The following is a 24,941-nucleotide window of genomic DNA, read 5'->3' on the forward strand; positions in this document are numbered from 1 at the left end:
ACGAAACTATAACCCCGGCGCTCGTAGGGGAGAGTACGATGATTTTCGCTATCCACGCGTCGGCCGTGATCGGCTCGACGCGGACGGTTCCGACGGGGGTGACGGCGTAGTGGTCGCTCGCCGCACCGCCCTTTTCTTCGCCCTCTCGAGTCTGTTCTTCGGCGGCACGTTCGTCGCAGCGAAGGCCGGCCTCGCGTACTTCCCGCCGCTGCTGTTCGTCGCTCTCCGGTTCGACGTCGCGGCCGTCGTCATGCTGGCGTACGTCGGTCTGACGACGTCCCGCTCGGAGTTGTTCCCGCGGACGCGCGGCGACATCGGGGCCGTCCTCGCGACCGGCGTGCTCGCCATCGGGTTGACGAACGCCCTGCTGTTCGTCGGCCAGCAGTACGTCACCAGCGCCGTCGCCTCGATCATGTACAGCCTCAACCCCATCATGACGCCGATATTCGCCGCGCTCTTGCTCTCCGACGAGCGCCTCTCCCCGCGTGGCGCGGCCGGCATGGGACTCGGCCTGCTCGGCGTCGGCCTCGTCGTCAGCCCCGATCCCGCGAACCTGCTCGGCGGTGCCGTCGGCAAGGGCATCCTGTTCGTCGGCGCGCTCGCCGCCGCGCTCGGGGCCGTGCTGATCCGCCGGGCCGACAGCGACCTCTCGAGTACGGTCCGCGTCGCCTGGGGACTCCCCTTCGCCGCGGCGCTGTGTCACCTGTTGGCCTGGTCCGGCGGCGAGTCGGCGACCGCGATCACGTGGACCACCGAAGCGGTCCTGGCGCTCGGCTACGTCAGCATCTTCGCGGGCGTGCTCGCGTACATCGCCTACTTCGGACTCATCGACGCGGCCGGTGCGATCCGCGCGAACCTGATCTTCTACGTCGTGCCCGTCGTGTCGACGCTCGGCGGCTGGGCACTGCTCGGCGAGACGATCGACGCGCTGGCGGTCGCCGGCTTCCTGACGATCTTCGCCGGCTTCGCGGTGCTCGGGAGCAAATCGATCGACATCCGCTCGCTGTCCCCCGGTATCGTCACCGACGCGCCCCTGCCCGACGAGGAGTCGCCGGTCAGGGAGGAACCGCGGGGCTACCGCTCGGACTAACGCGTCCCGTTCCGTTCGTGGGTCTCGTCCCTGCCTCGGTGCCGTTCCGCCCGAGGACCGTCCCGTCCCGATTAGAAGAGCGACAGTTCGCCGGTCACGCTGTCGACGTGGTCGTCCCCAGCCGGCCCGACGGCCAGCGCGGTGACGGTCCCGGGCTCGAGTTGGGTGTGGCCCGCGTCGCGAATGATCGCGTTCGGTATCCCGTCGCGGTCCGCGATTTCGGAGAGTTCGTGCAGTTGGCGTTCGCTCTCGCCTTGCAATACGACTTTCTTCTGGCCGCCTTGCTTCCACTGGCGCTGTCGTTGGCTATCGGCCTTTTCGTAGGCGGACAGCGACGCGTGGGCGACCTGTGCGGCGAGCTTTCCCTGTCCCATGCCGATGTCAGTGCGGGCGACGATGGCCTGTTTCATGACCGGGACGAGAACGGGGAACCCTTTAGCCGTACCTATACGGCCGCGCTCGGTCCCATTAGTGGATGACGTCGCTCTCGAGGCGGAACGTCCGTTCCGTCCGTCGCGCCTCCGGGCCCGCTTCGACGAGGGTCGGCTCGCTGATGGACTCGGCAAACCGATCGGGGTCCGGCTCGACCCGCTCGAGCATCGCCGAGAAGACCGAGCCGCGTCGGCCGCTCGCCGAGACGATGCCGCCGTACTTGCGCTCCTCGAACGACGTGTCGTCGGGGTCGGGGAACTCCTCGCGGATGATCGCGGCGCTTTCCCTGAGGTAGTCCGCCGCCTGCTGCTGGGAGTAGAGGCTCTCTTCGTAGTAAGTTTCGGTATGCTCGTCGTCGAGTTCTTCCGAACAGTGGGCCGGCGATTCGTAGCGGACCGACTCCGTCGTCGTGTAGCCGCTGGCAAACCGGATGTTCGTGGTGAAACTGTCGGGATAGCGGAGAATCAGCGGGGCGTACAACATGTCCGTAATGGTCGCTTGCTGTTGGGCTCGCCAGGCACCCTCGAAATAGTACGCGGCGAGCGCACCGATCTGATCGTCCCGTTCACCGCGGTTGTACGCCATCGCGACCTCCTCGTAGTCGTCACCGACGGTCCGTCGGAGCCGCCGCTCGAAACTCTCGGCGATGTGATCGAACTGGACTTCGTACGCGTCCAGCACGGACACGGCCGGATCAGCGAGCAGGTCCGCTTTTCGCTCCCGGGCGACCGCCACGTTCATCATGTTCTCGTGGAAGACCCGCTCGGCTTCCCGGTCGGGAAGCGGGATTCTGACGGCGCGCTGGTGCAGAACCCGCGTGTTCCCGTTAAATCGGTCCTGCGTCCCGTCCATGCGGTCGGCTTGGCGATGCAGCCGTATAACGGATTAGGCCGTCCGAGAGAACATTTCGAATCGATAATATCCGGTTCCAGCGTCGCCCGAGCGGACGCGACCCGCCGTGACACCGCCGGCCCCACCGACGTCCCGCGAGCGGGCGGGTTCCGACTGCTCGCCGCGCCGTCCGAACGCGGACCGAGGAATTTAGGACCCCGTGCTCGCTCCTACTCGGTATGATCCTCTCCGATGCGGACATCCTCGAGCGCCTCGAAGCCGGCGACCTCGTCGTCGAGCCCCTCGACGACCCGGAGCTACAGATCCAGCCCGCGAGCGTCGACCTCCGACTGGGCCGAGAATTCCTCGAGTTTCAGCGGACGAACATCCCCTGTATCCATCCCAACTCCGAACGGGAGGTCGACGAGTACGTCACCGAAACCGTCGTCGACGAGGACGACGATTTCATCCTCCATCCCGGCGACTTCGTGCTCGGAACCACCCACGAGCGCGTCGAGATCCCGGCGGACCTGATCGCCCACGTCGAGGGTCGCTCCTCGCTGGGCCGGCTCGCCGTCGTCGTCCACGCGACGGCCGGCCTCTGTGACCCCGGCTATCGGGGCCAGATCACCCTCGAGCTGTCGAACCTCGGTTCCGCACCGGTCGCGCTCACGCCCGGCATGCGCATCTCGCAGCTCACCTTCACCGAACTCAAGACTGCGGCCGAACGGCCCTACGGCAGCGAGCGCGGGTCGAAGTACCAGGATCAGAGCGGTCCACAGGCCTCCCGCATCGAGAGCGACGACGAGTTCGGCGGCGACCAACTCGAGCGCGAGGACTGACGCCACCGACGAGCGGCCGTCGACACGGTTGCAGAGGGACGGCATCGAAACCGGAACCGACGAGAGTTCCCCAGCACGAGCCGCCGCTCGACAGCGACACGCTCGAAGTCTGGCGTAGCGGTCCGTCGCTGTGACTGGCCGGGTAGGCTACTAAGGCCGTGCTCGTGAGACGTTCAACGGCTATGAACTTGCCAGGCGAGACCGGCGACGAGGGTACCGATATCGCCGGCCAAGCGGACGCCCAGTCGATCGTGTTCGTCCACGGCGCGATGATGACCCGGAAACTGTGGCTGCCCCAAACACGGGGGCTCGCCGCGGAGTATCACACCGTCGCCCCCGACTTACCGGGCCACGGCACCCGCGCCGGGAAGCCGTTCCGAATGGAGCCGGCGATCGATGTCCTCGAGTCGGTTTTCGAAACGGACGTCGACGGCGCGGCGGTCCTCGTCGGACTCTCGCTGGGCGGCTACGTCGCGACGGAGTATGCCTACCGCCATCCCGGGCAGGTCGACGCGCTGGTGCTGTCGGGGAGCAGTGCGAACCCGGTGCACACGCTTCGACTCGGCACGCGACTGAGCGGCGGGCTGGCGCGGCTCCTGACCAAGCCGACCCTCGGGAAACGCGCCGGCGAGAGGCTCGCGGCTCGCTGGGTACGCAGCCGGGAACTCCCGCCGGACATCGAACGGGAACTCATCGATTCGGGGTTCTACCTCACGCAGTTCGGCGACGCGGCACCGGCCATCGCGGGCGAGGACTTTCGGGCGAAACTCTCGAGCTATCCCGGCTCGACGCTGCTCCTCAACGGGGAAAACGACACTCTCATGCGTCGCGGCGAGCGGGCCCACGCCGAGGCCGCACGGGACGGCCGCATCGAAGTACTTGCCGACGCCGGCCACATCTGCAACCTCCATCGGCCGGCGACGTACACGGACCGGGTTCGCCGGTTCGTCCAACGGACCGTCCCCGCACAATAGTACGCGGTTCGCCGGGACCGTTCGGATCGGGACCGACTCGAGGGCGGGCCGTCTCAGGAGCGTCGCTCTCCGACCAGGTTTCGGAGCCGGCCGGGAATCCCCAGCAGGGAGAGGCCGAACCCGAACAGAACCATCAGGACGTAGACGCCGAGCGTCGACGTCCAGACGACCAGTAGCGCGAGGATCGCCCAGCCGCCCTTCAGGAAGTAGAACGCCGCGATCGACATCGCCGTCCCGTACAGCAAGACGAGATACGGCCCCCAGTCGCGGGCGTGGCCACGGCGGACCCGTCGGCGCACGTAGCGTTTGAGGTCGCCCTCGAGCGACTCTCTTCGAACGGTCCGGTCCTCGACATCGTCTTCGAAGGCGTCCACGCGGTCGCGCAGTCGCTCGATCTCCTCGCGGAGGGCCGCGGCGTCGCTCGCGCGATCGCGCGTCCGGGCACTGGCGCTCCTCGCGGTCGCACGGTCGCTCTCGCGGTCCTCCGTGGCTCCCTCGTCGGCCCCCGTAGCGTCGTCGGTCATCGCTTCTGTCGAAATCTGTCGGTGTCCGGGACTTTGTAGCTGCCGATCCACTTCACGGGTGACGAGGACCGCATTGAGAACGGCACCGAAGACGAGGATGATCGCGCCGACGTACAGCCAGACGAGCACGAGAAAGACGGCCCCGAGCGCGCCGTAGACCGCATACCCGGTGACGAGGTCGGTATACAGCCAGAAACTGCGGCTCAGTGCGTACCAGCCGATGGCGGCAACGATCGTTCCGGGGGCGGCTTCGCGGAGCCCGACGTTTGCACCCGGAAAGACGACGTACAGCGGCAGAAACGTCGCGACCAGGCCGAGCACGACGAACAGCTGTCCGACGACCGAAAGGCCGTATCCGGGAAGGAACCGGATCGCGACCTCGAGGAGCCCGACGATCACGAGTCCCAGCGAGATACCGATGAACACGATCATCGCGTCCCAGACGGTGTCGAGCAGTGACTTCTCGCCCGCAGTGCCGTACACCCGCGAGAAGGCCCGATCGAGACCGCGAAGGACCCGACTCGAGCCCCACAGGAGCCCGAGAATGCCGACGACGGTCGCCCCCTGCCGACCGGTGTCGTCGACGATCGTCTCCGCGAGCAGTTCCCGGGCCGCCGGCGTGAGCACGTCGCTGGCCGCCGCCGTGAGCCGGGCCGCGAGCGCTTCGCCGCCGATCGATGCGGCGATGCCGAGTGCAAGCAGCATGAGCGGCACGAGCGAGATGAACCCGTAGAACGCGACGCCCGCCGCGAGCAGCGTTAGCTGTTCGCTGCGAGCGAGCCGAAACGCCGCTCCCGCTACCGCCACGCCCCGTCTGGGGTCGAGCACGCGCGGTGCTTCCACGCGGGCCGCTATATGTCATCCCGTCGGACAGGCCCCATAACGGCGGCTTACGCTGGGGGACTCGGCACGGCGTCCCCGACTCGGTCCGAACGAACTCCCGTAATCGTCCCTTTCGATCGGTGAACCGCCGGCCATCGCGACCGGGAACCGCGACGGACTGGTGGGGGATCGACCCGACACCGACGCCGAAACTGCAGGGGGGTCTGGCCGAACGGCGGGACGGGCCCCGTCCGCCGACGGAGACTGACCGCGATCAGTCGAGGTTTCCTTCGGTCGCCGCGCGGATCTCGCCGACGCTGGCGTCCGTCTTGAACGTCGTCCCGCCGTAGTGGGCCCGCGAGGCCTCGTAGCCGACCGCACGCAGGTCCGCGAGGAACTCGTCCATCGCGTTGGCCGGCACCCCCCAGTTCCGACAGAGCTTGTGCTGGTCGTAGTGGGTCGGTTCGTCGAGCTCCGCCGCGAGCGTGTCACAGAGCTCTCGAGCCTCGGGTGCAGTGTCGAACGTGTAGGGGATTTCGTCGCGAACCGCGCCGATGAACGTCGGGTCCTGCACGGGGCCGAGCCAGACGGGGCCGGCGGTGAGCATCCGATTGCCGCCGCAGTGGGGGCACGTCTCGACCGGATCGGCGATCAGTCCGGGATCGGCCTCGCGGTAGAGGCAGTCTTCACAGTGATAGCAGTGGCCTAACTCGTCGATCGCTGCGTCGGCCGCCGTGGGCTTGTGGGTCAGCTCGAGGTACGTCCGGACGTAGTGGCTGGTCGCGTGGGTGAGGATCGGCTCGATACCGACGTCGAACCGGGCCGCGCTGCGCGCGAGCGCCGAGACGAGGATTCGCACGCCCATCTCGGCGTGGTAATCCGTGTTGCGGGGCACCGCGGAGTATGAGCGGACGCCGCTGTTGAAGTGCGCGCCGCACAGCGGCGCGGTGTCGGTCGCGGTGACACAGACCAGATCTCGGCAGTTCGCGAACGCGGCGTCGGCGAACGGCATCGGCGTCCCGTAGGGATCGAGATCGATCACGTCGAACGGCTCGTCGTGCATGAGGGCAGTGACGTTGCGGTGTTCGACCGACGCGTCGGCCGCCAGATCGTTTCGCTCGAGGTTCGCCCGCGCGAGGTCGACCGCCGCCTCGTCGACGTCACAGCAGGTGACGTCCCAGCCGTCGGCAGCGGCACGGACCCCGCGGACGCCGCTTGCAGTCATCGCGTCCAGATACGACGTGGCCCGCTCTTCACGTTCGCGGTAGGCCCGCAGCGTCGCGATCGTCAGATCCCGGTTCAGTTCCTGTCGCGGGTTGTAGAAGACCGCCTCCTCGATGCCCTCCGTCTGTTCGCCGGGGACCTCGAGTTCGATCCCGCCCTCTGTGACGCGCATACCTCGTCTCGTCGGTACCGGGCGAAAAACGGTGTGGTCTCGAGCGGCCGACGGTCGACTCGCGCGGAGGTCGATGGACAACCAAACCGATTTTACAGTCCGATGCACAGTTTCAGTTGTGTCGGAGGCCAACCCCGTCGAGCGATGGCAAGCAACTCTCGAGGAAGCCGGCGAACTCACGCCCGAGATCGTCGGCCGGATCACGGATGTCCACGGTGACCGCGGGGTTCGGGCCATCGAAGCGGTCGGCGAAAACCGCGTGAAGTCCTATCGTGATTTTACGATCGTCGTCGGCTACGATGACGAGTATATCGTCGAGGACGGCGGCTGTACCTGCAAGGACAGCGAGTACAACCTGGATGCCGACGACCCGACCGAGCGCTGCTGGCACTCGCTGGCCGTCGCGATCGCTCGCCGGGTCGGGCACGTCGACTACCACGACATGTGGTACTCCGACGTGCGCGAACTGCTGTAGTGCCCAGCGATCGGTTCGGTTCCTTCGGCTGTGTTGAATCACTAGACAGCGTCGGGATAGGTCGCTAAATCAAAGGAGTTGAAGCGGGAGGCTGCGAGTGTCTATGACGCAAATCCCCCGCTTCATTGGGAAAGTTGTGCCGGTCGCTCAAAACGGTACTGACGATGGAGACGAATCCGCCGCCCCGGAAGGTAGCGGCGGATTCGCCGACTATGCTCTTGTTTCCCTGCACTGTCTGCGGATTTACCTCGATACGTCCTACCGAATGACGATTGACCTGCTGAAGGAGATGCCACAAATAGCCGGGGAGATCGGCCTCAGCGCGGCCGATCTTCCCTCTCCGTCCACGTTGTGTAAGCCCTTCGACCGGATCAGTATGAGCGTCTGTCGAGTCAAGAGTTCCGTGAAATCGCCTTGATGTGTGTCGTTTATAACATCAAGCAGACCGTCAAACAGTGAAACAACGCCGTATGGCGATTCAACACAGCCGTCGCGTGGGATGTCACACCGGCTGAGGCCGTCAGAGCACTCAATATTGGTGAAAATAGGAAACGTATTCCGCGGGATAAGCTGAGATAATGATAGACATACAAACTTTCATCAATGAAGAGCGAGGAAAATTGCTCGACGGAAAAGACGGTATTAAAGAAGCTATAATCACTCGTCCAACCAAAGGGCAGACTGTCGCTATCGGCCTATTGGCGATGGAGGATGTCGGTCAATCGAAAGAATGGTTCGATGCACTCACCGATGAGTGGATTCACACCATCGATGTCCGTTGGAACGGATCGTATAAAAAAGAACCAAGACAATCCGCTCAGATGGGGCCCTGGAACGAGTGTATCGATGGGATTTATAATGCGGTTTTGGGGAAATCAACCGTAGAAGAAGTTGCAGCAGAAGTCAACGAGCGTGCTACGGCAGCATTCATCGACGACCTCGAAAACCGGTCTCTGGCCCACCGCATCGATCTGGCCCGCGCTCTGAGTAGTTATCTCCTTGACACCGGAACGGTCGAGGAACACGCGACGGCGCTCGAAAATGCCGTGAAAGAGCAGGACAAACCGTGGGCTGTCGCGCGGTATCTACCCTACGTCAGGGTCCTCCGAGGACTCAACAGTACCGATGTCTCCGAGGTCAAAGCCGGCATTGAACGACTTCTCAAGTTCCATCGGGACCACGTGGCCAGCGCCCGAGACGCCGACGCCGTCCAGAAAGCCGTCGCCCTCGACGCGACAGCGATGCTCGCACTCGCGCGCCGCGAGGGCATGGCCATCACTGTCGAGGACGAGCTCATTCCCGACGCGCTGAACGACGACGAACATTATCCAGTAGGGAACGGAAGATAACGAGCATTGGTCTTTAGTTAGGCCTCAGTCTTCGGTTGTGTAGCGGTAGCGAGCCTCTCTTGGAGTATCTCGCTCTCCACAACATCAAAAAGACCGCTACAAAGCTATGATCGTACTGCCGTACCGCATTTTCAATAGAGCAGAAATCACTGATACTGAACGACAGTAGTATCGTGTTTTCTACTTTCTGCAATTTGTGACGGGCAGATACTAATCACTCCTCCCTGTATTTGTCATGAGCTTCACGAGCCGTTCAAAATAAGTCGCAAAAATCACGGAGAATACTGTAAAAGTGATACGGATACTCGGACTCACCCAATCAGGAAACTATTCCTCGAAGTAAGAATTATATCGGTAGCCGCGCAAGATCGAGTATGTCCAATACAGAGTCTCCAGATGGCCCCCCATCTTTTGAGGACGCGTTTCGTGACGATGATGTTGAACAGCGTATTTACGGGACGATCCTTCAGACCCGCGAGCCTGCAACGGCGAGCGCTATCGCAGAGCAGGCCGAATGCGACCCCAAGACAGCCCGAAAATATCTGGGGTGGTTCAGTGACCTCGGGATCGTCACGCGTCACGACGGCCATCCGACGACTTACGAGCGCAATGATGCATACTTCCAGTGGCGGCGCATCAACCAACTTGCTGCCGAGCACACCATCGACGAACTCCAAGAGCACGTCCGCACGCTCACGACACGGATTACAGAGTACGAAGAAACGTACGATGCCACAACGCCGGCAGCCGTCGACGCCGTCGATGCTGCAGAGACGAGCGACGAACGGACGATCGACGATGTGTATAGTGACCTTGCCGACTGGGCGACCGCTCGAGATGAGCGCAAGCGCTACGAACGCGCCCGTCAGCAACGTGCTGGCGCTGAGACCGACCAAGCATCCGGGTAATCCCATCGATGACGCCGCCTGCAGGAGATGGACGTAGCCCCGCGCCTATCGACCGCCCAGTGCTCGAGTTTCTTCAGACACGCCTCCAAGCCACGGCACAGGCCGCTCGAGCGACGATCACGGATTCGAGTGGACATCTCGAACTCTATGTGACACTTGCACCATCGTACTATCCTGAAACCATAGAGGAGGCGAATCTCACTGTTCGCTGGTACACGAACGACGATTTCAAAATCCATTACCGAGAGGTGCATCCTGATCACGCCTGGGAGTGCCGGTGGGACCGACATCCGAACCCTCACAATACGCGAGACCACTTTCATCCTCCGCCCACTGCTCCGACACCCGGTGAGGACAGTTCGTGGCCAAGCGATCATCGGGATGTACTGCGGGTCGTCCTTGACAAGATCGAAGAACGAATTACCAGGTTGTGGGACGAGTAAGCCATCAGTGATGGCCGTTTTTCTGCGCCATAGTGGATTCATCCGCTTCCAGCGTTGGCATCTCGTACGTGATCACCGGCCGGGACGGTCCTCAGGACCCCTCGATCAAAGGTGAACTCGAGGAGTACTACGAGAACGAGATCCACCCTGGGCGGCTGTATCCGAATCTTGATACGGTCATCGACAAAGGGCTCGTCTACAAAGGCGAGGCCGACAAGCGAACGAACCACTACACGATCACAATGCGTGGTCAACACGAATTCGAGGCAACAGTCGAGCAAGAGGTCCAAGCAAAGGTGGATGCGAACCACCCAGACGGGATCGTCGATACAGATGATGAGCGGATCCACGGCGCGACCCTCGAACAGGAAGAGCGGATTCGAGCACGAGAGGATGAACTCGAGCGAATCAGTGCCGTTCGTTCCGGATACCGTTCGAAGCGTCGGAGTCGTCCACGGAACCACGGTCCGAATCGGCCCCGGCTCAGAACGGCACTGCACGCACGGCGAGGACAGTTATCACCGACTGTATAAGAACCCGTAACAGCCCCCGCACTGACGGTTCGACGGGATCGTCCGCCGACGGCTCGGATCGAAGCCGGAGTGCACCGTATACCCCGAACGAACCGGCTAGCAGAACACGGATGACCGGGTTTAGCCATGTGTGCACTCCGGTCGCCGCTGGAGTCAATAGGGATGCTCCGAGACAGACGAAGCCGAGGCCCTGGATCTGCCACCACTCGAGTCGACGGTCACCGACCCTGAGCCGATCTCGGCGGCCCGCGATCACGAAGGCGGTCGCCCCGAGCGCCATCCACCCGCTGGCGACGAGAGCGACGGGGGTGGGTGCGCCGACGGTGGACTGATAGCTGGTCCAGGTCATCCAACCACACACGACGAAGAGCAGGCACCCGAATCCGATGCTACTCCGTCGTTCGGACCACGCCATATTCGAAACGTGTGGGATAGAAATAATAAACGATCCGGTCGACGGAACGCGAAGCGGATGAACGGGGCCAGTCCCGGTGGCCGACCGCCGTCACCGTCGTCGCGTTACGCGTCGGCGCAGATCTCGACGAAGTTCCGCAGGATCTGTAGTCCCGTCTCACCGCTCTTCTCGGGGTGGAACTGCGTCCCGAAGACGGTGCCGGCCTCGTTCGCGACGATCGACGGGAACTCGCGCTCGTAGTCCGTCGTCGCAACCGTCGCGTGCTCGTCGTCCGGGGCCGCGTAGTAGGAGTGGACGAAGTAGGCGTAGTTGCCGTCCACGCCATCCACGAGCGGGTGCTCGCGCTGGACGTGAAGCTCGTTCCAGCCCATGTGCGGGACCTTCTGCCCCTCGGCGAACCGGACGTTCGTTCCGGGGATCAGGTCCAGTCCTTGGACGGCCGACTCGCCGTCCGTGTCGCCCTCCTCGCTGGTCGTGAGCAGCATCTGCATGCCGAGACAGATCCCGAACAGGGGGGTTCCGCTCTCGGCCACCTCGAGGAGGTCCTCGCGGAGCGGGTCGGCGTTCTCGACGCCCTCGCGGAACGCGCCGACGCCCGGGAGAACGACGCCATCCGCCGTGGCGAAGGCGGCCGGGTCGTCGGTGATCTCGACATCGGCACCCGCCCGCTCGAGCCCGCGCGTGACGCTGCGGAGGTTCCCGAGGCCGTAGTCGACGACGACGACGGAGGCGAGGGACTGCGCCTGTGGAGACGAAGCGGTGCTCATACGCGTACTCGGCGGGGCGCGTTGAAGTGAATTGCCTTTCGGGCAACCGACTGTTGCTCGCCCGTCGAGCATTCGCCGGTCGACGAGTCGGTCGATCGGTGTCCGTCGCGACCGCCGTTGCCGGTGCCGCTGAGAGTCGTTGCGACGAACGTCCTGCTCGCTAGCAGCGGGCGTGTGGTCTACACCGCCACGGTAAAGAGGACGTGTCCGAACTGACAGTAACCTGTACTCCGTCCTATCTGGACACCACGCGCGAGGCGCGATCAGAAGCCATCGAGGCGCGACTGTCCGCCCTCGCTGTCCGCAACGCCCGCGAGTTCGGCCGCGCGCTGCAAGGCGTTCTCGAAGGTCTCCGCTTGACTCCGGTCGTACAGCGTCGCCGCTGGATGCACGGAGATCAGGAGTCGCCGCGGCGCGCCGTCGATCCGGACCTCCTCGAGGTCGCCCGCCTCCTTGGTCACCGCGACCGATCGCTCGAGCAGGTGCTCGCTGGGCACCTTCCCCAGCGTGACGATCACTTCCGGATCGACCGTGGCGAGTTCCCGCTCGAGATAGCTCCGACAGTTCGCGAGTTCGTCGGTTTTCGGATCGCGGTTCTCCGGGGGCCGACAGCGAACGCAGTTGGTGATACGGATGTCGTGTCGGTCGAGACCGGCGGTCCGGAGGGCGTCGTCGAGAACGGACCCGCTGCGACCGACGAACGGCTCGCCGTGCTCGTCCTCGTTGGCTCCGGGTCCTTCACCGACGAACAAGAGGTCGGCGTCCTCGGGGCCGACACCGTTGACGATCCGGCTGCGCGAGTCGACGAGCGCCGGACAGCGCGTACACTCCGTGACACAGCAGTCCTCCATCGTGCCCATACAGGTGGCTCAAGCGGTCGCCTCCTACGTCTTTCGGGACGCAACCGTCGGTCGGGAGACCGGCTGGCACCTCGGCCCCTCTCGGTGGGCTGTGGATAACCGAGATGCGACCGCACGCTGCTCTCGGTCGGCCGACGCGGAGCGGTTTCACTCGACCGTCCGAACGTACGAATCGGCCGCTCGAGCCGCCAGCCGCGCGATTCGAAGCGGCTCGGGACGGCCGCCCTCGGGCGTGAACGCTCGGACGACGTCGTCGGCTTCGGCGGGCTCGAGGCCGACGTGTCTCACGTAGACGGTCTCGCCGTCGACCGACAGTTCGCGCCGCTCCGGCAGCGCGCGGTAGGTTCGGAGGCGGTCCTCGAGTTCGGGTCCGGAAAAGGCGTCTCGGAGGCCGGCCTCGAGGCCGTCGCTGGCCTCGAAGGTGACGGCGATGACCGGCCGGTCGACGGCCTCCCGGATGCGCGAAAGCGAGAGGACGTTGTACCACGCGGGGGCGATGGCCCCGAGCAGGACGTACCGGACGTCCGGACGGTCGAGATCGGCGACGAGATCGATGACGGCGTCGGTTCCGTCGGTGCCGCCGACGCGACAGGTACCGTACGCGAGTCCGTCACAGACCCGGTCGGCACGGACGACGGCACCGGCGAGCGTACTCCGCGTTCGATCGTGATCGCCGCGGTACGATTCGGCGATGCCCAGCGCCCGTACCCCGGCTTTCATCCGTCAGTCGCTCTCGTCTTTGATCTCCTTGAGCCGGTCGAGCAACTCGTCGCTCGACGCACCGTTTTCGAACTCGATGGTTCCGTCGTGGCTGTTCTCTCCCGACTTGACCGCGTCATCGTCGTCAAAATCAGCGTCGACTTCCTGTTGCTCGGATTCGTCGTAGCTCCCGAATCCCATACAGTAATCCCTACGGTGTTCCGATTGAAAAATTCCGCGGTTACCGGTTTATTACTGTTCCCCAACCAGCCAACGCGTTCGGGAGCGCCGCTGGAACGGGGTGGACGCCGATCCAGTATAAAATATCCGCCATATTGTGCGTGGGACGAGGTCTCCGTCCCGCGGTCGAGGGGACCGTTTTTGCCGACGGCTACCGACGGTCCGCGTATGGAAGTCCACCACGTCACCGAGGCCGCGGAGACGTTCACCTGCAACGCCTTTCTCGCCGTCGGCGACCGGACGACGCTCGTTGACGCCGGGGCGATGGACGGCATCGTCGACGAGATTCGCACCCACACCGACGAACTCGAGGCCGTGGTCATGACCCATCAACACGGCGACCACGTCGCCCAACTCGAGACCGTCAGTGACGCGTTCGATCCGGACGTGTACGCCTACGACGACCACCCGGCTCGCACCCACGCGATCGACGACGGCGACACGGTTCGGATCGGCGACGAGGACTTCGAAGTCGTCTACACCCCGGGTCACGCAGACGATCACGTCTCGTTCGTCTCCGAATCGGCGCTGTTCTCCGGCGACGTCGTCGTCCACGACGACGGGGCCTTCGACTACGGCAGCTTCGGTCGCACCGACAGGGCCGGCCAGTCCCGCGAGCGACTCATCGAGAGCATTCGGGACCTGCTCGAGCGCATGCCCGACGGCGGGAGTTACGAGGAACGCAGTCCCTCGGCCCGTTCGAACGGGCATAGCCCGCGAGACGCGGCTGCGAGCACGGCTTCGGGGGCCGACCGAAACCGGTCTGCCGGCGTCGAACACATGTACCCGGGTCACGGCGGTGTCTTCCACGGCGACGTGCGTGACGTGGTACAAACCGCGCTCGAGCGGGCGGAGAACCGGGAGCCGAAGTACCCCGACCAGTAACCGGGCCGGAAAGCCGACGTTTCTCCCTTCGGTGGCCCGCTCGCGAGGGCCGTCGCGAACGAGTTTCCGCTCTCGAGACCGGAGCAGGGCGCGGGGCCGAGCCCGGTGTCGCCGGCACGAGTTCGTGTTCGCCGGCGTCGAACGCCGACCGACTACCGGAGCCGCGAAAAGGCGACATAATCCAACACTATGTGGTCAAGAACTTACCACGATCACCCGGTGTGTGGGGGGTATGAGAGTCGACGGACCGACCGCGATCGCGACATGGACGCTGGGTCCGATACAGACGACACGGGGCGAGGTGGCGACCCAGATCCGGACCGACACGCTGTTGCATTCATCGCTGTGGGTGAACATCGCACTGGCGGGCCTCTCGATCCTGTTGTTTCTGTACATGGCCCGGAACGTCCGAGCGAATCGGGCGCGACTGATCGTCGGCGCGACGCTCATGATCCCGTTGGTGTCGTTATCGAGTTACCTGGGTCTGGTCTCCGGGCTCACGGCCGGTCCGATAGAGATGCCCGCCGGCCACGCGCTGGCCGGCGAGGACGTACTCAGCCAATGGGGGCGATATCTCACGTGGACGCTGTCGACACCGATGATCCTATTGGCGCTCGGGTGGCTGGCGGAGGTCGACTCCGCTGACCTGTTCGTCGTCATCGCCGCCGACATCGGGATGTGCGTCACCGGTCTCGCGGCGGCACTGACCACCTCGTCGTACGCGTTCCGGTGGGCGTTCTACCTCGTCAGTACCGCGTTCTTCGTCGTCGTCCTCTATGCCTTGCTCGCGAAGTGGCCGAGGAACGCCGAAGCTGCCGGCACGGGAGATATATTCGGCACCCTGCGGGCGCTGACGGTGGTCCTGTGGCTCGGCTATCCGATCGTGTGGGCGCTCGGAGTCGAAGGCGTCGCCCTCGTCGACTCGGTCGGACTCACCTCGTGGGGCTATTCGCTTCTCGACATCGGCGCGAAATACCTATTCGCGGCCCTGCTTTTACGCTGGGTCGTCAACAACGAACGCACGATCGCGTCGGCCACCGATCCGGCCGCCGTCGGCGTCGGGGACCCCGCCGACGACTGAGCGCGCTCGCGGAACCGATCGACCGCGAACCGCGGCTGCCACTACGGGAACACCATCTCGAAAACGAGCCGGCCGAGTCGGCCGATTATGCGGCGCGCGCTTCCTTCGCCTTGGGACGAAGCTTCTTGTAGCCGCACTTGCGACAACGGGAGGCTCGCTTGGAGTTGCGAGCGTTACAGCGCATACAGATCATCTTCTCGAGCATCCGTTTCTCAGCTGCGTCGAAACTGGCCATACTCGCCCTTTGCTCGTGGTGCATTTAATCGCTGTGATCCGGCTGACCCGCGCGGGACGTCCCCGATCCGGGCGGTCACGGAGACGCCGCCGTCCGTACTACTCCGCGTCTTCGTCGTCCTCGTCGGCCAGATACTCCTCCTGGACCGCCACGACTTCGCTCGAGTCAGCACACTCGCTGTACCGTCGCAGCGGTTCCTCGTTGAGCGTCAGGAAGGTCTCGCCCCAGCGGAACGGCTCGAGCAAGTCCGCGGCCCGCTCCCGCTCGTCGAAGATACAACAGGCACCCGCGAGCGCCTCGACGGTGGTCAGCCGGAACGGGCGGCCGTAGTTGATGGGGTTCGCGGCGACGAGAAAGGGGAGCGCCCGGTGAACCCCGCGCATCTGAAACGACGCCTCCTCGGCGGATTCCCACGAGCAATCGAGGGCGACCAGCGTCCCCAGTCCCGCCTCGCGGTCGGCCGGCGAGAGCGCCTGCTCGGCGTGGGGATTGAGGACGACCCCGTAGGGCACCTGCCCCATCGACCGATACAGGGTCGCCTTGTCGAACTTCTCGAGGCGACGCGCGGTACACTTCTCGGGGTCGTCGTCGCCCTCGTAGTAGACGTGACACTCCACGCGGGGAGCTAGGCGGCACCGGATCAAAAGGGTCGTGGAACCGGCCCGACCCCGACGGGAGCGGACCGGATCGTGGACCGTGGCCGACGGCCACCGGCTACGCGGCGGCTCTCGTTCGATCGGTGCACATATGCCGCTCGTGTTCCGAACCAGTAGCATGCTTGAGACGGGGGAGACCGCACCGACGTTCGACGGTCCCGCGGCCATCGACGGGGACGTTCGAGAGGTCACGTTCGAGGAGCTGATCGGCGACAGCGGCGTCGTCTTGTTGCTCTTCTACCCGGCGGACTTCAGCCCGAGCTGTACCGAGGAACTCTGTTCGCTTCGCGACCTCGATCTGTTCGGCCTCCAGAACGACGTTTCGATCGTCGGCGTCTCGACCGACACCGCCTTCAGCCACCGGGCGTTCGCGGCCCAACACGATCTCGGCTTTCCGCTCGTTTCCGACAGCGACGGCTCGATCGCCGCGACCTACGGCGTCCTCGAGGACGAACTGTTCGGCGGCCACCCGGACCTCGCCAGGCGATCCGTGTTCGTCCTCGACGGGGATCGAACGATCCGGTACGTCTGGTCGGACGAGGACCCGCTCCAGCAGCCGGATCTCGAGGGGATCCGCGAGGCGATCGAGACCGTCTCGGACGACGACGCGGCCGTCGAGCGCTACCGGATCGCGACCACGCACTATCGGGACGGACTCGACGACTACGAACGGGGACGCGAGGCGGTCGCGACCGAGGACTGGGTGACCGCGGCCGCCGCGTTCGACGATGCGGTCGGCCCGCTCACCGACGCGCTCGAGGCTTTCGACGCCGCCAGACGGTACGCCGACGACGACGCGGTGAGTCGGGCCGCGGAACGCGCGAACGAACAGGCGACGGATCGACGCAACGCGGCGAAGTGGTACGCGGCGGCGGCGGACCACTACGGTCGAGGCGACGAGGCGACGGGTGACGACTACCGGACCGACGCCGATCGCGCCCACGCTGCCGCCGTCGACCGGGAGGACCTGCCCGCACCCGACGATCTCCCCGAAACTGATGCCGACGGGACGGCGGACCCCTGAGACGGGAGTCGGACGCTTTTGCCCGTGGGGACGAAATGACCGATATGGACACGGAACCGAACGAGACCGCCGACCGCCACGACCTCGTCCGCCGGTACTACGACGCGCTCGACGAGCACGACTACGCCGTCCTCGAACGGCTGCTCTCGCCAGCGTTCGTCCAGTGCCGTCCCGATCGGACGTTCGAGGACCGCGAGGCGTTCGTCGCGTTCATGCGCGACCAGCGGCCGAACCCGGACACGAACCACGATCTCGAGTCGATCGTTGCCGATGGCGATCGCGTCGCCGTCCGCGGCCGCGTGGTCGAGGAGGGCACCGTTCTCTTCGAATTCGCGGACTTCTTCCACATCGAGGACGGTCACATCGACCACCTCGAGACGTATTCACGGTGACTCGGGCCGAGCAGTTGTTCGGCCGCGAACGCAGAGGGTTCATTTAACTGATATGGTGCCCAACGGTCCGTATGACCCTCTCCGATTTCGTCGCCGCCGTCGTCGCAGTCTTCCGCCGCCGCCCGGGCGATCTCCTGCCGATGTACGTCCTCGCGATCGCGATCACCGGGATCGTGCGCGTCGTTCCGTTCGCGGCGATCGCAATCGCCACCCTCTATCTCGCGACGACCGGCCGACTGGACACGGTTCGGACGGCGGTGGCCGATCTGGAGCCACCGCCGACCGACCCCGAGGCGTTCGACGCGTGGGCCAGCGGCCTCGAGCCGCTGTTCGACCAGATACTGACGCCGCCGCTCCTCGCCCTCGCCGCGGTGACGGTCGTCGTGAGCATCGTCCTGTTCGTACTACTGTCGGCCGCCGTCGCTGCGGGACAACTCGCGGCCTGTTACGGACGGTTGCGAAGCGATCGCGGGCTCGTGGCCGGGCTCGCGGGAGCCCGCCGATACTGGCTGCGGTTCCTCGGGCTCTTCGTGCTCGAGGTGGGCTGCTGGAGCCTCGTGCTCGTCGTCGTCGGCATCGGGGCCGCGCTGTTGGCCGGCGCGGTGTCGCTCGCGACCGGCTCGGGAGTAGGCCCCGCCCTGGTCGCGCTGTTCGCGGGTCTGCTGGCGGTCGTCCTCCTCGTCGCCGTCCGGGCGCTGTTCGCGTTCGCCCCGGTCGCGATCGTCGTCGACGATGCGGGCGTCTTCGGCGCGGTCCGACGTGCCGGCGGCTTCGTCCGGGCGCGGCCGGTTGCGGCGATCTTCTACTACGTCGTAGCGTTCCTGGCGTTCGTCGGCCTGGCGACGATCGCCGGCCTGCTCTCGCTGGTCGACGTCGTCGCGCTCGAGTCGTTGCTCTCCGTGTTGGTCCTCTTTCCGGTGCTAGACCTGTTGAAAACGGCGGTCTACTGCGATTACCGGGGGCGACTGCGGCCGCCGGACCCGCCGGCACGCTCGCTTCGCGGCCAGCTTCGATCCGGGCTCCGACGCGGCTGGGCCGAAATGACGACGTTCGTTCGAGCGACGCCGGGGACCCACGCGCTCGTCGTCGCCCTCGGCGTCCTCGGGTTCTGGATCGGCTGGGCGGCCGCCGGCTCCGTCGCCGGCGGGTTCGAGACGTCGATCGCGGCCCGGCTCGAGGGGTGGCTCCCGCCGGCGATGGCAGTCGAACTGTTCGGCAACAACTGGCTGGTCGCCCTCACGACGGCCTACGCCGGCATCGCCCTCGCGGTCCCGGCGATCGTCTCGGTGCTGTTCAACGGCGTCGCCCTGGGGTTCACCGCCCGGCTCGAAGTCGCTCCGCTCGAACTCGCCGCCTTCGTCGTCCCGCACGGTGTCATCGAGATTCCGGCGATCCTGGTCGCCGGCGCGCTCGGGGTTTCCGTCGGCGGCACCGCCTGGCGGACGTGGCGGGGTCACGTCGGGGTACCGGTCCTCGCGGACGCGCTCGAGCGCGCGTTCTGGGTGCTCGTCGGCGTCGCCGTTTTGCTGGCGATCGCGGCCGTCATCGAGGGGTTCGTGAGCCCGTACTACTATCGGCCGTTCCTCTGAGCCGCTTCGAACACGGTCGCTGTGGTCGTTCCACCTCGACGCGATCCCCCACGGCTCGGGGCCGATACGGACGAAAGGGGCCACGACTATGCTCGTGGCGGCCCGACGGACGCCCGTGTTTCGAGCGCTTCTCGAGCGGGTCGCCACCGCGTTGCTCGGCCGGTTCCTACTCGCGGTCGCACTCGTGGTGCCGGCACTCGGCGTCGCGCTCCTCTTGAGCGGCGGTACGGAGGTGTTGCTGACGGTCGGGTTTTCCAGACGCGTCGCCGGACCGATCGCTGCGGGAGCGGCGACGATCGGGAGCGTCGTCGGACTCGCCGCGTTCGGCTACTTCGTCGTCGAGTGGTGACTACCGGCCGACTGCATCGCAATCGACTACCGGTACGCCTCGAACTCCGTCCCGAACACCAGGAAGTAGGCGGTGCCGACGAGCCCGATCGCGGTCGCGACGCCGAACGCGACCGTCGGATCGCCGGCGACCAGTTCGCCGCCGGTCACCGGGTTCGAGACGCCGCTCCACAGCACGCCACCGAGCGCGGCGCTCGGAATGACGAGCAGGTTCCGCAGGAGGTAGTACGCCCCCGTTACCCGGCCACCGGCCCCCATCTCGGCGGGACCGACGATCAACGCCTTGTGCGCCGGCAGCCCGGCGAACCGCAGCCCCGAGAAGGCGAACAGTCCCGCGAGGACGGCCGCGTCCTCGGGCGCGTTGATCAACAGGATCGGGAAGATCGCGTAGACGGCGAAACCGAGCGCGACGACGGGCTTGAGACCGATCCGTTCGGCGGCCTTGGCAGCGGGCAGCATCGTCAGGAGGGCGACGAGCATTTCGATGCCCAACAGGAGTCCGAAGTACGACTGCGGCGAGAGGGTCACGGTGCCGACCGTCGGCAGGGACAGGGTGAGCCCCACCTCGAGAACCCGAGTCACGACGATGACGAAGAAGACGTAGACCATTCCGTTGGCGAAGCGGACGAGCGTATCGCCGACCAGCAGGGGCCGGAGTTCGCCCGGCATCGAGCGGAGATCGGCGAGCAGCCGGGAGACGCCTTCGAACTCCGTGCCGACGTCGTCGTCGGGCCGGTAGAGGCGGTGCTGGATGACCGTGCCGAGCGCGCCGACGACGACCGCGACGAGCAGGATAAGCTGAAAGGCGGTGACGATCTCGCCGTCGCTCGAGCCGAACGGATAGAACAGCGCCGCGGCGAACAGGGGGCCGACGAGAAACGCCGTCCGGCGGAACGTTTCGGTGCTCGCGAAGCCGGCGGCCAGTTGCGAGGGCGGCACCGCTTGCTTGACGATGGCGAACGTCGCGCCGAGTCCGAACGACTTCCAGGCCTGCGCGAGGAGCACGCCCAGAAAGATCGCGACGATCGCTAGCGACGTCGGACCGACCGAGACGTCCGCGAACGCGGGCGCGATCAGCCAGATCCCGAACCCGACCGTCGAGCAGCAGCCGAACGCGGTCAGGGCGTACCGCGATCCGATCCGGTCCGAAATCGCCCCGCCCGGATAGGGGTAGACGGCGCTGATGACGTTGCCGAACGAGCCGAACAGGCCGATGACGACCGCCGACGCGCCCAGTGCCGACATGTATTCGGCCATATATCGATTGGTCATCTGAAAGCCAAGGCTGAACGCGAACATCGCCGCCGAGAGGACGAGCACGTCCCGCTCGAGTGCGAGGAACTGCCGAAACGGGTCCAGCGGATCGGCCGCGTCGTCCGCCCGTTCCTGCTCGAGGCTCATACGCCCCGGTTCGGAGTGACTGGGCTTGAAATTTGGTCTTACCCACGTCTCGGACTCGGCCGACACTGATCGCGGCAGCGGGCGGTGATCCCTCGAGACTGGCACACCCGCTGGCCGTCGACGACCCGTCCCTCGAGCGGGATGTGACAAAGGGAAGCGCTCATTAGCCAGTAGTGTGAGTTTCGGGACATGGCTTCGTGGAAACGGGATTTCGCGAGCGGATTGATCGTCCTGGTCCCGATCCTCATTACGCTCTACGCGGTCTACTGGCTCTACGGGCTCGTTGCCGGCATCACGCCCGGGATCATTCTCGATGAGGCCGTACTCAAAGAGTTCTTCCCCGGCTCCGGTGAGAACGCGCTCCAAACCCGCAAGCAGATCGCACAGTTCATCCGCGTGATCGTCGCCATGACGGTGTTCGTCATTCTGACGTTTTCCGTCGGCTATCTCATGCGGACGACCGTCGGCGGGCTCATGGAACGGCTCGTCGACAACGTCGCGAACCGCGTGCCCGTGGTTCGGGTCGTCTACAACGCGTCGAAGATGGCCGCGGAGACGGCCTTCGGAGAGCAGGAATCGCTGCAGAAACCGGTCAAACTCGAGACCTGGGACGGCCTTCGAATGACGGCGTTCAAGACGGGCAAAGTGGCCGACGACGGCCGCGTAGTGCTTTTCTTACCAACCTCGCCGAACATCACGACCGGCTACGTCATCGAAGTCGAACCCGAACGGATCACCGAACTCGACGAGGACGTCGAGGACGCGCTGACGCGCGTCCTGAGCGCCGGCTTCGGGGACGCCAATCATCGCGGGATGGACGCCGGAATCTCCATCGACGTGGTCGACGAGGCCAGAACCGACGGTGGGGACGGAGCCGACCAGTCGAATCGCGGCGACGACTAAGAACGATACGGCACGCTGGGTCTGTGACGGTCGTCGTGCCGTCGCGCCCTCCTCGTTCGCTCGCGGCGATTCTCGAGACCGCGCCTGCTCTTCCGCTGTCCGAACGCGTGCAGCCGCGCTGGTCACGAGCGTCTGCCCTTCGCCGGATCGCGTGACTCCCGCGGTGCTCGAGAGGGGCCCCGCGACGATCCCGCTCCTGAAGACCGGGAACGCAAGCGGGGAAGAACGTATTTCGCGGCCGATCAGTCGCGGCCTACGGCCGGCTTCTCACATGTCGACGTACTCGAACCACTCGTCGTACTCCGCGGGAGCCCCTTCGACGATGTCGAAGAACCGCTGTTGGATCGCTTCGGTGACGGGGCCGCGGGACCCGTTCCCGATGACGACGTTGTCGACCTTCCGGATCGGCGTGACTTCGGCGGCGGAGCCGGTGAAGAACAGTTCGTCGGCGGTGTTGAGTTCGCCACGCGAGATGGAGACGTCGTCGTGGACGGTGTAGCCCAGTTCCTCCGCGATCCGAATGACCGAATCGCGGGTGATGCCGTCGAGGATCGACTCCGACAGGCCGGGCGTGTAGATCTCGTCGTCGCGCACGAGGAAGACGTTCTCCCCGGGACCTTCGGCGACGTTGCCCTCCTTGTTGAGGACGATCGCTTCCGCGTAGCCGTTCCGCCGGGCCTCCTCGCCCGCGAGCATGCTGTTGACGTAGAGGCCGGTGGTCTTGGCGTTGGTCGGAATCTGGCTCGAGGCGTGTTTCCGCCACGAGGAGATCATCACGTCGATGCCGTTTTCCAGTGCGTCCTCGCCGAGGTAGGCCCCCCACGGCCACGCGGCGATGGCGGTCCGAGTGGGACAGTCCGAGGGACTGACGCCGAGCGAGTTGTAGCCATAGTAGGCGATCGGTCGGACGTAACAGGAGGGCAGCTCCTGGCGCGAGATGAGTTCTTTCGTCGCCTCGGTGAGGTCCGCTTTCGTGAACTCGATCTCCATGTCGTACGGTTTCGCGGACTCGTAGAGCCGATCGAGGTGTTCCTCCCAGCGGAACAGCGCCGGCCCGTTTTCGGTATCATAGCAGCGCACGCCTTCGAAGACGCCCGACCCGTAGTGGAGGCCGTGCGTGAGCACGTGAATCTCCGCGTCGTCCCAGTCGACGTACTCGCCGTCCATCCAAATCGTGTCGACATCCATCTCGTCGAATCCCATGATCGGGATTGTTACAAGCCACCGTACTAAGTGTTCGCGGTTCTGCTCGCCAGTTGCGACAAAAACACGTCGGCTGCCGCCTTGAGAACCGGGGAGCACGCGGCTCGTCATCGGCCGCGAGCGGCCGGATGTTACTGACAGCGGTCGAGAACGTCGCTCCCCTCGAGATAGGTGAAGCCGTTGCGATCCGCGTAGGCGCGGGCGTCGGCGGGCGTCAGTGCCTTGCCGGTTTGGTCGTCGAGCATCTCGCAGACGACGACGGCCGGCGAGAGGTCGGCTGCGCCCGCAAGCGCGAGTCCGAGTTCGGTGTGGCCCTCGCGCTGGGCGAGCAGGTCGGGTGCGGCTTTGAGCAGGTGTACGTGGCCGGGAACGCGGAACTCGTCGGTGAAATCGATCGTGCCGGGCGCGGCGGCGGCTTCGCCCAGCGCCTGGATCGTCGTCGAGCGGTCGGCGTCAGTGATTCCGGTGTAGGTGTCCCGGTGGTTGACCGTCAGCGAGAACGACGAGCGGTCGTCGTAGCCGAGTTCGTGGTCGGCCGTCGCGGGATGGTCGACCGCGTCAGAGTAGAACGGGAGGTCGAACGCCTCCGCCACATCGTGACCGAGCGCGACGCAGACCAGTCCGCCGGCGTCGTTGCGCAGTCGGGCAACGGCCGCGGGCGACACGGCGTCGGCGTGGTAGATCAGGTCCGTCTCACCCTCGCGGTCGGCCGCGTCGTGGACGAGGACCGGGTCGCCCGCGCGCAGCGACTCGAGGGCGTGTTCGAACGAGTGCACCGACGGGTTCGCACTCGCGTTCGAACCCGCCGTGGTGCCGTCGGCGTTCGACTGTGGCCCGGCGTGGTGGCCCGTCATTCCCGATCACCCACCGAGACGGTGACGTGGTCGCCGTCCTCGAGGGCGAGTTCCTCGCGCAGTTTGTCGGGGGCGATGACCTCGAGCTGGTCGTCGTCGTGATGGGTGCGCTCGGGGGCGATAGTGTAGGCGTCGTCGTAGGTCGCGCCATCGGCGGTCTCGATCGTCGCGGGGTAACAGACGGCGGGGCCGTAGGTCCGGTCGTCGGACTCCCAGCCGTCGATCGGGACGGGCTCGAGCGAGGCCATGGCGCTGCGCCGGCGGACGCTGTCCTCGCGGAGGTCGACGTTCAGCGTGCCGGGGAACGGCTCGTAGCCGAGTCGGTCCTCGAACTGGCGCTTGTAGCCGGGCAGGGAGATGTAGTGGCGACCTTCGCCCATCCCGCTGGTGACGGTGCCCTCGAGTGCGACCTGCGCGTCCGTCTCGAAGATGCGACGGTAGTCCTCGTACTCGGCGTGGAGGGTTCGCTCGCCGGTCTCCGTGACGGCGACCCACTGGCCGTCGTTGACCGTATCGCGTTCGAGCAGGCCGGCGCTCTCCAGACGCTGGAGTCGTCGGGAAGCGGTCTGGTTCGACGCGTCGAGGCGGTCCGCGAGATGGGAGCAGGAAATCTTGACGTCGCCCTCGAGTCCTCCCTCGAGCGCGAGGAGTTTGAGCACGGCGAGTTCGTCGTGCCCGACGGCGGACTCGGCTAGCACAGACATACACGTCCGTATTCCCTAAGCCGGTAAAAGCATATCGAAAGTGGCATGCGTCACGGAACTGTGACG

29 protein-coding genes and 2 pseudogenes are annotated in these 24,941 nt (G+C 65.5%); 16 read left to right on the forward strand and 15 right to left on the reverse strand.

From position 1 onward, the window contains the following. The first annotated feature begins 109 nt into the window (after window positions 1-109). The gene (locus tag ALTAJ2_RS08660; protein ID WP_007109002.1) at window positions 110-1,090 is read left to right on the forward strand and encodes a DMT family transporter; all 981 of its coding nucleotides are present in this window, start codon (window positions 110-112) and stop codon (window positions 1,088-1,090) included. A 71-nt stretch (window positions 1,091-1,161) separates the two neighbouring features. Here the strand turns inward: ALTAJ2_RS08660 and pth2 are convergent, their stop codons facing one another. Together pth2 and ALTAJ2_RS08670 are read right to left on the reverse strand one after the other, a co-directional pair. Then, the gene (pth2, locus tag ALTAJ2_RS08665) at window positions 1,162-1,500 is read right to left on the reverse strand and encodes a peptidyl-tRNA hydrolase Pth2 (RefSeq protein WP_007109001.1); all 339 of its coding nucleotides are present in this window, start codon (window positions 1,498-1,500) and stop codon (window positions 1,162-1,164) included. 58 nt (window positions 1,501-1,558) lie between these two features. After that, window positions 1,559-2,374: a hypothetical protein gene (locus ALTAJ2_RS08670; RefSeq protein ID WP_007109000.1), complete on the reverse strand. Its 816-nt coding sequence runs from the start codon at window positions 2,372-2,374 to the stop codon at window positions 1,559-1,561. A gap of 218 nt (window positions 2,375-2,592) precedes the next feature. Here ALTAJ2_RS08670 and dcd point away from each other — a divergent pair, with 218 nt between their 5' ends. Further along, complete coding sequence (dcd, locus tag ALTAJ2_RS08675) at window positions 2,593-3,195, forward strand: dCTP deaminase (protein ID WP_007108999.1); 603 nt, start codon at window positions 2,593-2,595, stop codon at window positions 3,193-3,195. A gap of 182 nt (window positions 3,196-3,377) precedes the next feature. Further along, window positions 3,378-4,169, forward strand: coding sequence for an alpha/beta fold hydrolase (locus ALTAJ2_RS08680; RefSeq protein WP_007108998.1), 792 nt, complete (start codon window positions 3,378-3,380; stop codon window positions 4,167-4,169). A gap of 53 nt (window positions 4,170-4,222) precedes the next feature. On the opposite strand, the gene ALTAJ2_RS08685 is transcribed toward ALTAJ2_RS08680, so the two are convergent. Both ALTAJ2_RS08685 and ALTAJ2_RS08690 read right to left on the reverse strand, forming a co-directional pair. Continuing rightward, window positions 4,223-5,521: a YihY/virulence factor BrkB family protein gene (locus ALTAJ2_RS08685; RefSeq protein WP_394295507.1), complete on the reverse strand. Its 1,299-nt coding sequence runs from the start codon at window positions 5,519-5,521 to the stop codon at window positions 4,223-4,225. A gap of 268 nt (window positions 5,522-5,789) precedes the next feature. Then, a complete protein-coding gene (locus tag ALTAJ2_RS08690; protein ID WP_007108996.1) occupies window positions 5,790-6,911 on the reverse strand; it encodes a tRNA (guanine(26)-N(2))-dimethyltransferase in 1,122 nt (373 codons plus the stop codon). Between the two features lie 118 nt (window positions 6,912-7,029). Between ALTAJ2_RS08690 and ALTAJ2_RS08695 the strand changes: the two genes are divergently transcribed. The 6 genes and pseudogenes from ALTAJ2_RS08695 to ALTAJ2_RS19885 form a co-directional block, all read left to right on the forward strand. Beyond that, window positions 7,030-7,386 carry a hypothetical protein gene (locus ALTAJ2_RS08695; RefSeq protein WP_007108995.1) on the forward strand — a complete coding sequence of 119 codons (357 nt, stop codon included), beginning with the start codon at window positions 7,030-7,032 and terminating at the stop codon, window positions 7,384-7,386. A gap of 103 nt (window positions 7,387-7,489) precedes the next feature. After that, a pseudogene (locus ALTAJ2_RS08700) lies at window positions 7,490-7,780 on the forward strand (IS5/IS1182 family transposase); the annotation flags it as partial. Between the two features lie 184 nt (window positions 7,781-7,964). Then, window positions 7,965-8,735: an Imm49 family immunity protein gene (locus tag ALTAJ2_RS08705; protein ID WP_049900147.1), complete on the forward strand. Its 771-nt coding sequence runs from the start codon at window positions 7,965-7,967 to the stop codon at window positions 8,733-8,735. A gap of 374 nt (window positions 8,736-9,109) precedes the next feature. Continuing rightward, window positions 9,110-9,643 (forward strand): DUF7342 family protein, encoded by a 534-nt coding sequence (locus ALTAJ2_RS08710; protein ID WP_007108992.1) that lies wholly within the window; start codon window positions 9,110-9,112, stop codon window positions 9,641-9,643. Between the two features lie 8 nt (window positions 9,644-9,651). Beyond that, window positions 9,652-10,086 (forward strand): hypothetical protein, encoded by a 435-nt coding sequence (locus ALTAJ2_RS20435; RefSeq protein ID WP_007108991.1) that lies wholly within the window; start codon window positions 9,652-9,654, stop codon window positions 10,084-10,086. Between the two features lie 29 nt (window positions 10,087-10,115). Then, window positions 10,116-10,376, forward strand: a pseudogene (locus tag ALTAJ2_RS19885) (helix-turn-helix transcriptional regulator); the annotation flags it as partial. A gap of 193 nt (window positions 10,377-10,569) precedes the next feature. Here ALTAJ2_RS19885 and ALTAJ2_RS08720 read toward each other — a convergent pair. From ALTAJ2_RS08720 to ALTAJ2_RS08740, 5 genes are all read right to left on the reverse strand, one after another. Then, window positions 10,570-11,034, reverse strand: coding sequence for a hypothetical protein (locus ALTAJ2_RS08720; RefSeq protein ID WP_050031451.1), 465 nt, complete (start codon window positions 11,032-11,034; stop codon window positions 10,570-10,572). A 104-nt stretch (window positions 11,035-11,138) separates the two neighbouring features. Further along, a complete protein-coding gene (gene hisH / locus ALTAJ2_RS08725; RefSeq protein WP_007108989.1) occupies window positions 11,139-11,801 on the reverse strand; it encodes an imidazole glycerol phosphate synthase subunit HisH in 663 nt (220 codons plus the stop codon). A 263-nt stretch (window positions 11,802-12,064) separates the two neighbouring features. Continuing rightward, the gene (locus ALTAJ2_RS08730; RefSeq protein WP_007108988.1) at window positions 12,065-12,661 is read right to left on the reverse strand and encodes a uracil-DNA glycosylase; all 597 of its coding nucleotides are present in this window, start codon (window positions 12,659-12,661) and stop codon (window positions 12,065-12,067) included. 147 nt (window positions 12,662-12,808) lie between these two features. After that, window positions 12,809-13,381, reverse strand: a complete 573-nt coding sequence (locus tag ALTAJ2_RS08735) for an endonuclease dU (protein WP_007108987.1) — start codon at window positions 13,379-13,381, stop codon at window positions 12,809-12,811. Window positions 13,382-13,384: 3 nt separating this feature from the next. Next, window positions 13,385-13,561 (reverse strand): DUF5786 family protein, encoded by a 177-nt coding sequence (locus tag ALTAJ2_RS08740; RefSeq protein WP_006185562.1) that lies wholly within the window; start codon window positions 13,559-13,561, stop codon window positions 13,385-13,387. A gap of 207 nt (window positions 13,562-13,768) precedes the next feature. Between ALTAJ2_RS08740 and ALTAJ2_RS08745 the strand changes: the two genes are divergently transcribed. Together ALTAJ2_RS08745 and ALTAJ2_RS08750 are read left to right on the forward strand one after the other, a co-directional pair. Further along, on the forward strand, window positions 13,769-14,485 hold the full coding sequence (locus ALTAJ2_RS08745; protein ID WP_007108986.1) for an MBL fold metallo-hydrolase: 717 nt from the start codon (window positions 13,769-13,771) through the stop codon (window positions 14,483-14,485). Window positions 14,486-14,717: 232 nt separating this feature from the next. After that, the gene (locus tag ALTAJ2_RS08750) at window positions 14,718-15,566 is read left to right on the forward strand and encodes a bacteriorhodopsin (RefSeq protein WP_007108985.1); all 849 of its coding nucleotides are present in this window, start codon (window positions 14,718-14,720) and stop codon (window positions 15,564-15,566) included. An 85-nt stretch (window positions 15,567-15,651) separates the two neighbouring features. On the opposite strand, the gene ALTAJ2_RS18585 is transcribed toward ALTAJ2_RS08750, so the two are convergent. Both ALTAJ2_RS18585 and ALTAJ2_RS08755 read right to left on the reverse strand, forming a co-directional pair. Then, window positions 15,652-15,801 (reverse strand): 50S ribosomal protein L40e, encoded by a 150-nt coding sequence (locus tag ALTAJ2_RS18585; protein WP_007108984.1) that lies wholly within the window; start codon window positions 15,799-15,801, stop codon window positions 15,652-15,654. Window positions 15,802-15,899: 98 nt separating this feature from the next. After that, complete coding sequence (locus ALTAJ2_RS08755; protein ID WP_007108983.1) at window positions 15,900-16,418, reverse strand: DUF367 family protein; 519 nt, start codon at window positions 16,416-16,418, stop codon at window positions 15,900-15,902. A 157-nt stretch (window positions 16,419-16,575) separates the two neighbouring features. Here ALTAJ2_RS08755 and ALTAJ2_RS08760 point away from each other — a divergent pair, with 157 nt between their 5' ends. The 4 genes from ALTAJ2_RS08760 (at window position 16,576) to ALTAJ2_RS08775 (ending at window position 19,811) form a co-directional block, all read left to right on the forward strand. Further along, window positions 16,576-17,481 (forward strand): redoxin domain-containing protein, encoded by a 906-nt coding sequence (locus ALTAJ2_RS08760; protein WP_239647715.1) that lies wholly within the window; start codon window positions 16,576-16,578, stop codon window positions 17,479-17,481. A gap of 44 nt (window positions 17,482-17,525) precedes the next feature. Continuing rightward, entirely contained in the window at window positions 17,526-17,873 is a 348-nt protein-coding gene (locus tag ALTAJ2_RS08765) for a nuclear transport factor 2 family protein (protein WP_007108981.1), read from the forward strand. Between the two features lie 71 nt (window positions 17,874-17,944). Beyond that, entirely contained in the window at window positions 17,945-19,462 is a 1,518-nt protein-coding gene (locus ALTAJ2_RS08770; RefSeq protein WP_007108980.1) for a stage II sporulation protein M, read from the forward strand. Window positions 19,463-19,577: 115 nt separating this feature from the next. Then, window positions 19,578-19,811, forward strand: a complete 234-nt coding sequence (locus ALTAJ2_RS08775; RefSeq protein ID WP_049900281.1) for a hypothetical protein — start codon at window positions 19,578-19,580, stop codon at window positions 19,809-19,811. Between the two features lie 26 nt (window positions 19,812-19,837). On the opposite strand, the gene ALTAJ2_RS08780 is transcribed toward ALTAJ2_RS08775, so the two are convergent. Then, the gene (locus ALTAJ2_RS08780) at window positions 19,838-21,211 is read right to left on the reverse strand and encodes an MFS transporter (protein ID WP_007108978.1); all 1,374 of its coding nucleotides are present in this window, start codon (window positions 21,209-21,211) and stop codon (window positions 19,838-19,840) included. 189 nt (window positions 21,212-21,400) lie between these two features. Here ALTAJ2_RS08780 and ALTAJ2_RS08785 point away from each other — a divergent pair, with 189 nt between their 5' ends. Continuing rightward, window positions 21,401-22,114 (forward strand): DUF502 domain-containing protein, encoded by a 714-nt coding sequence (locus ALTAJ2_RS08785; RefSeq protein WP_007108977.1) that lies wholly within the window; start codon window positions 21,401-21,403, stop codon window positions 22,112-22,114. A gap of 267 nt (window positions 22,115-22,381) precedes the next feature. Here the strand turns inward: ALTAJ2_RS08785 and ALTAJ2_RS08790 are convergent, their stop codons facing one another. From ALTAJ2_RS08790 to ALTAJ2_RS08800, 3 genes are all read right to left on the reverse strand, one after another. Continuing rightward, entirely contained in the window at window positions 22,382-23,317 is a 936-nt protein-coding gene (locus tag ALTAJ2_RS08790; protein WP_007108976.1) for a branched-chain amino acid transaminase, read from the reverse strand. 131 nt (window positions 23,318-23,448) lie between these two features. Continuing rightward, on the reverse strand, window positions 23,449-24,171 hold the full coding sequence (gene ribB / locus ALTAJ2_RS08795; RefSeq protein ID WP_007108975.1) for a 3,4-dihydroxy-2-butanone-4-phosphate synthase: 723 nt from the start codon (window positions 24,169-24,171) through the stop codon (window positions 23,449-23,451). After that, window positions 24,168-24,875 (reverse strand): DUF120 domain-containing protein, encoded by a 708-nt coding sequence (locus ALTAJ2_RS08800; RefSeq protein WP_007108974.1) that lies wholly within the window; start codon window positions 24,873-24,875, stop codon window positions 24,168-24,170. The genes ribB and ALTAJ2_RS08800 overlap by 4 nt, the downstream gene beginning before the upstream one ends. Window positions 24,876-24,941: the final 66 nt, after the last annotated feature.

The organism is Natrinema altunense (assembly GCF_000731985.1).
In the GTDB taxonomy this organism is placed as follows: Archaea; Halobacteriota; Halobacteria; order Halobacteriales; family Natrialbaceae; genus Natrinema; species Natrinema altunense.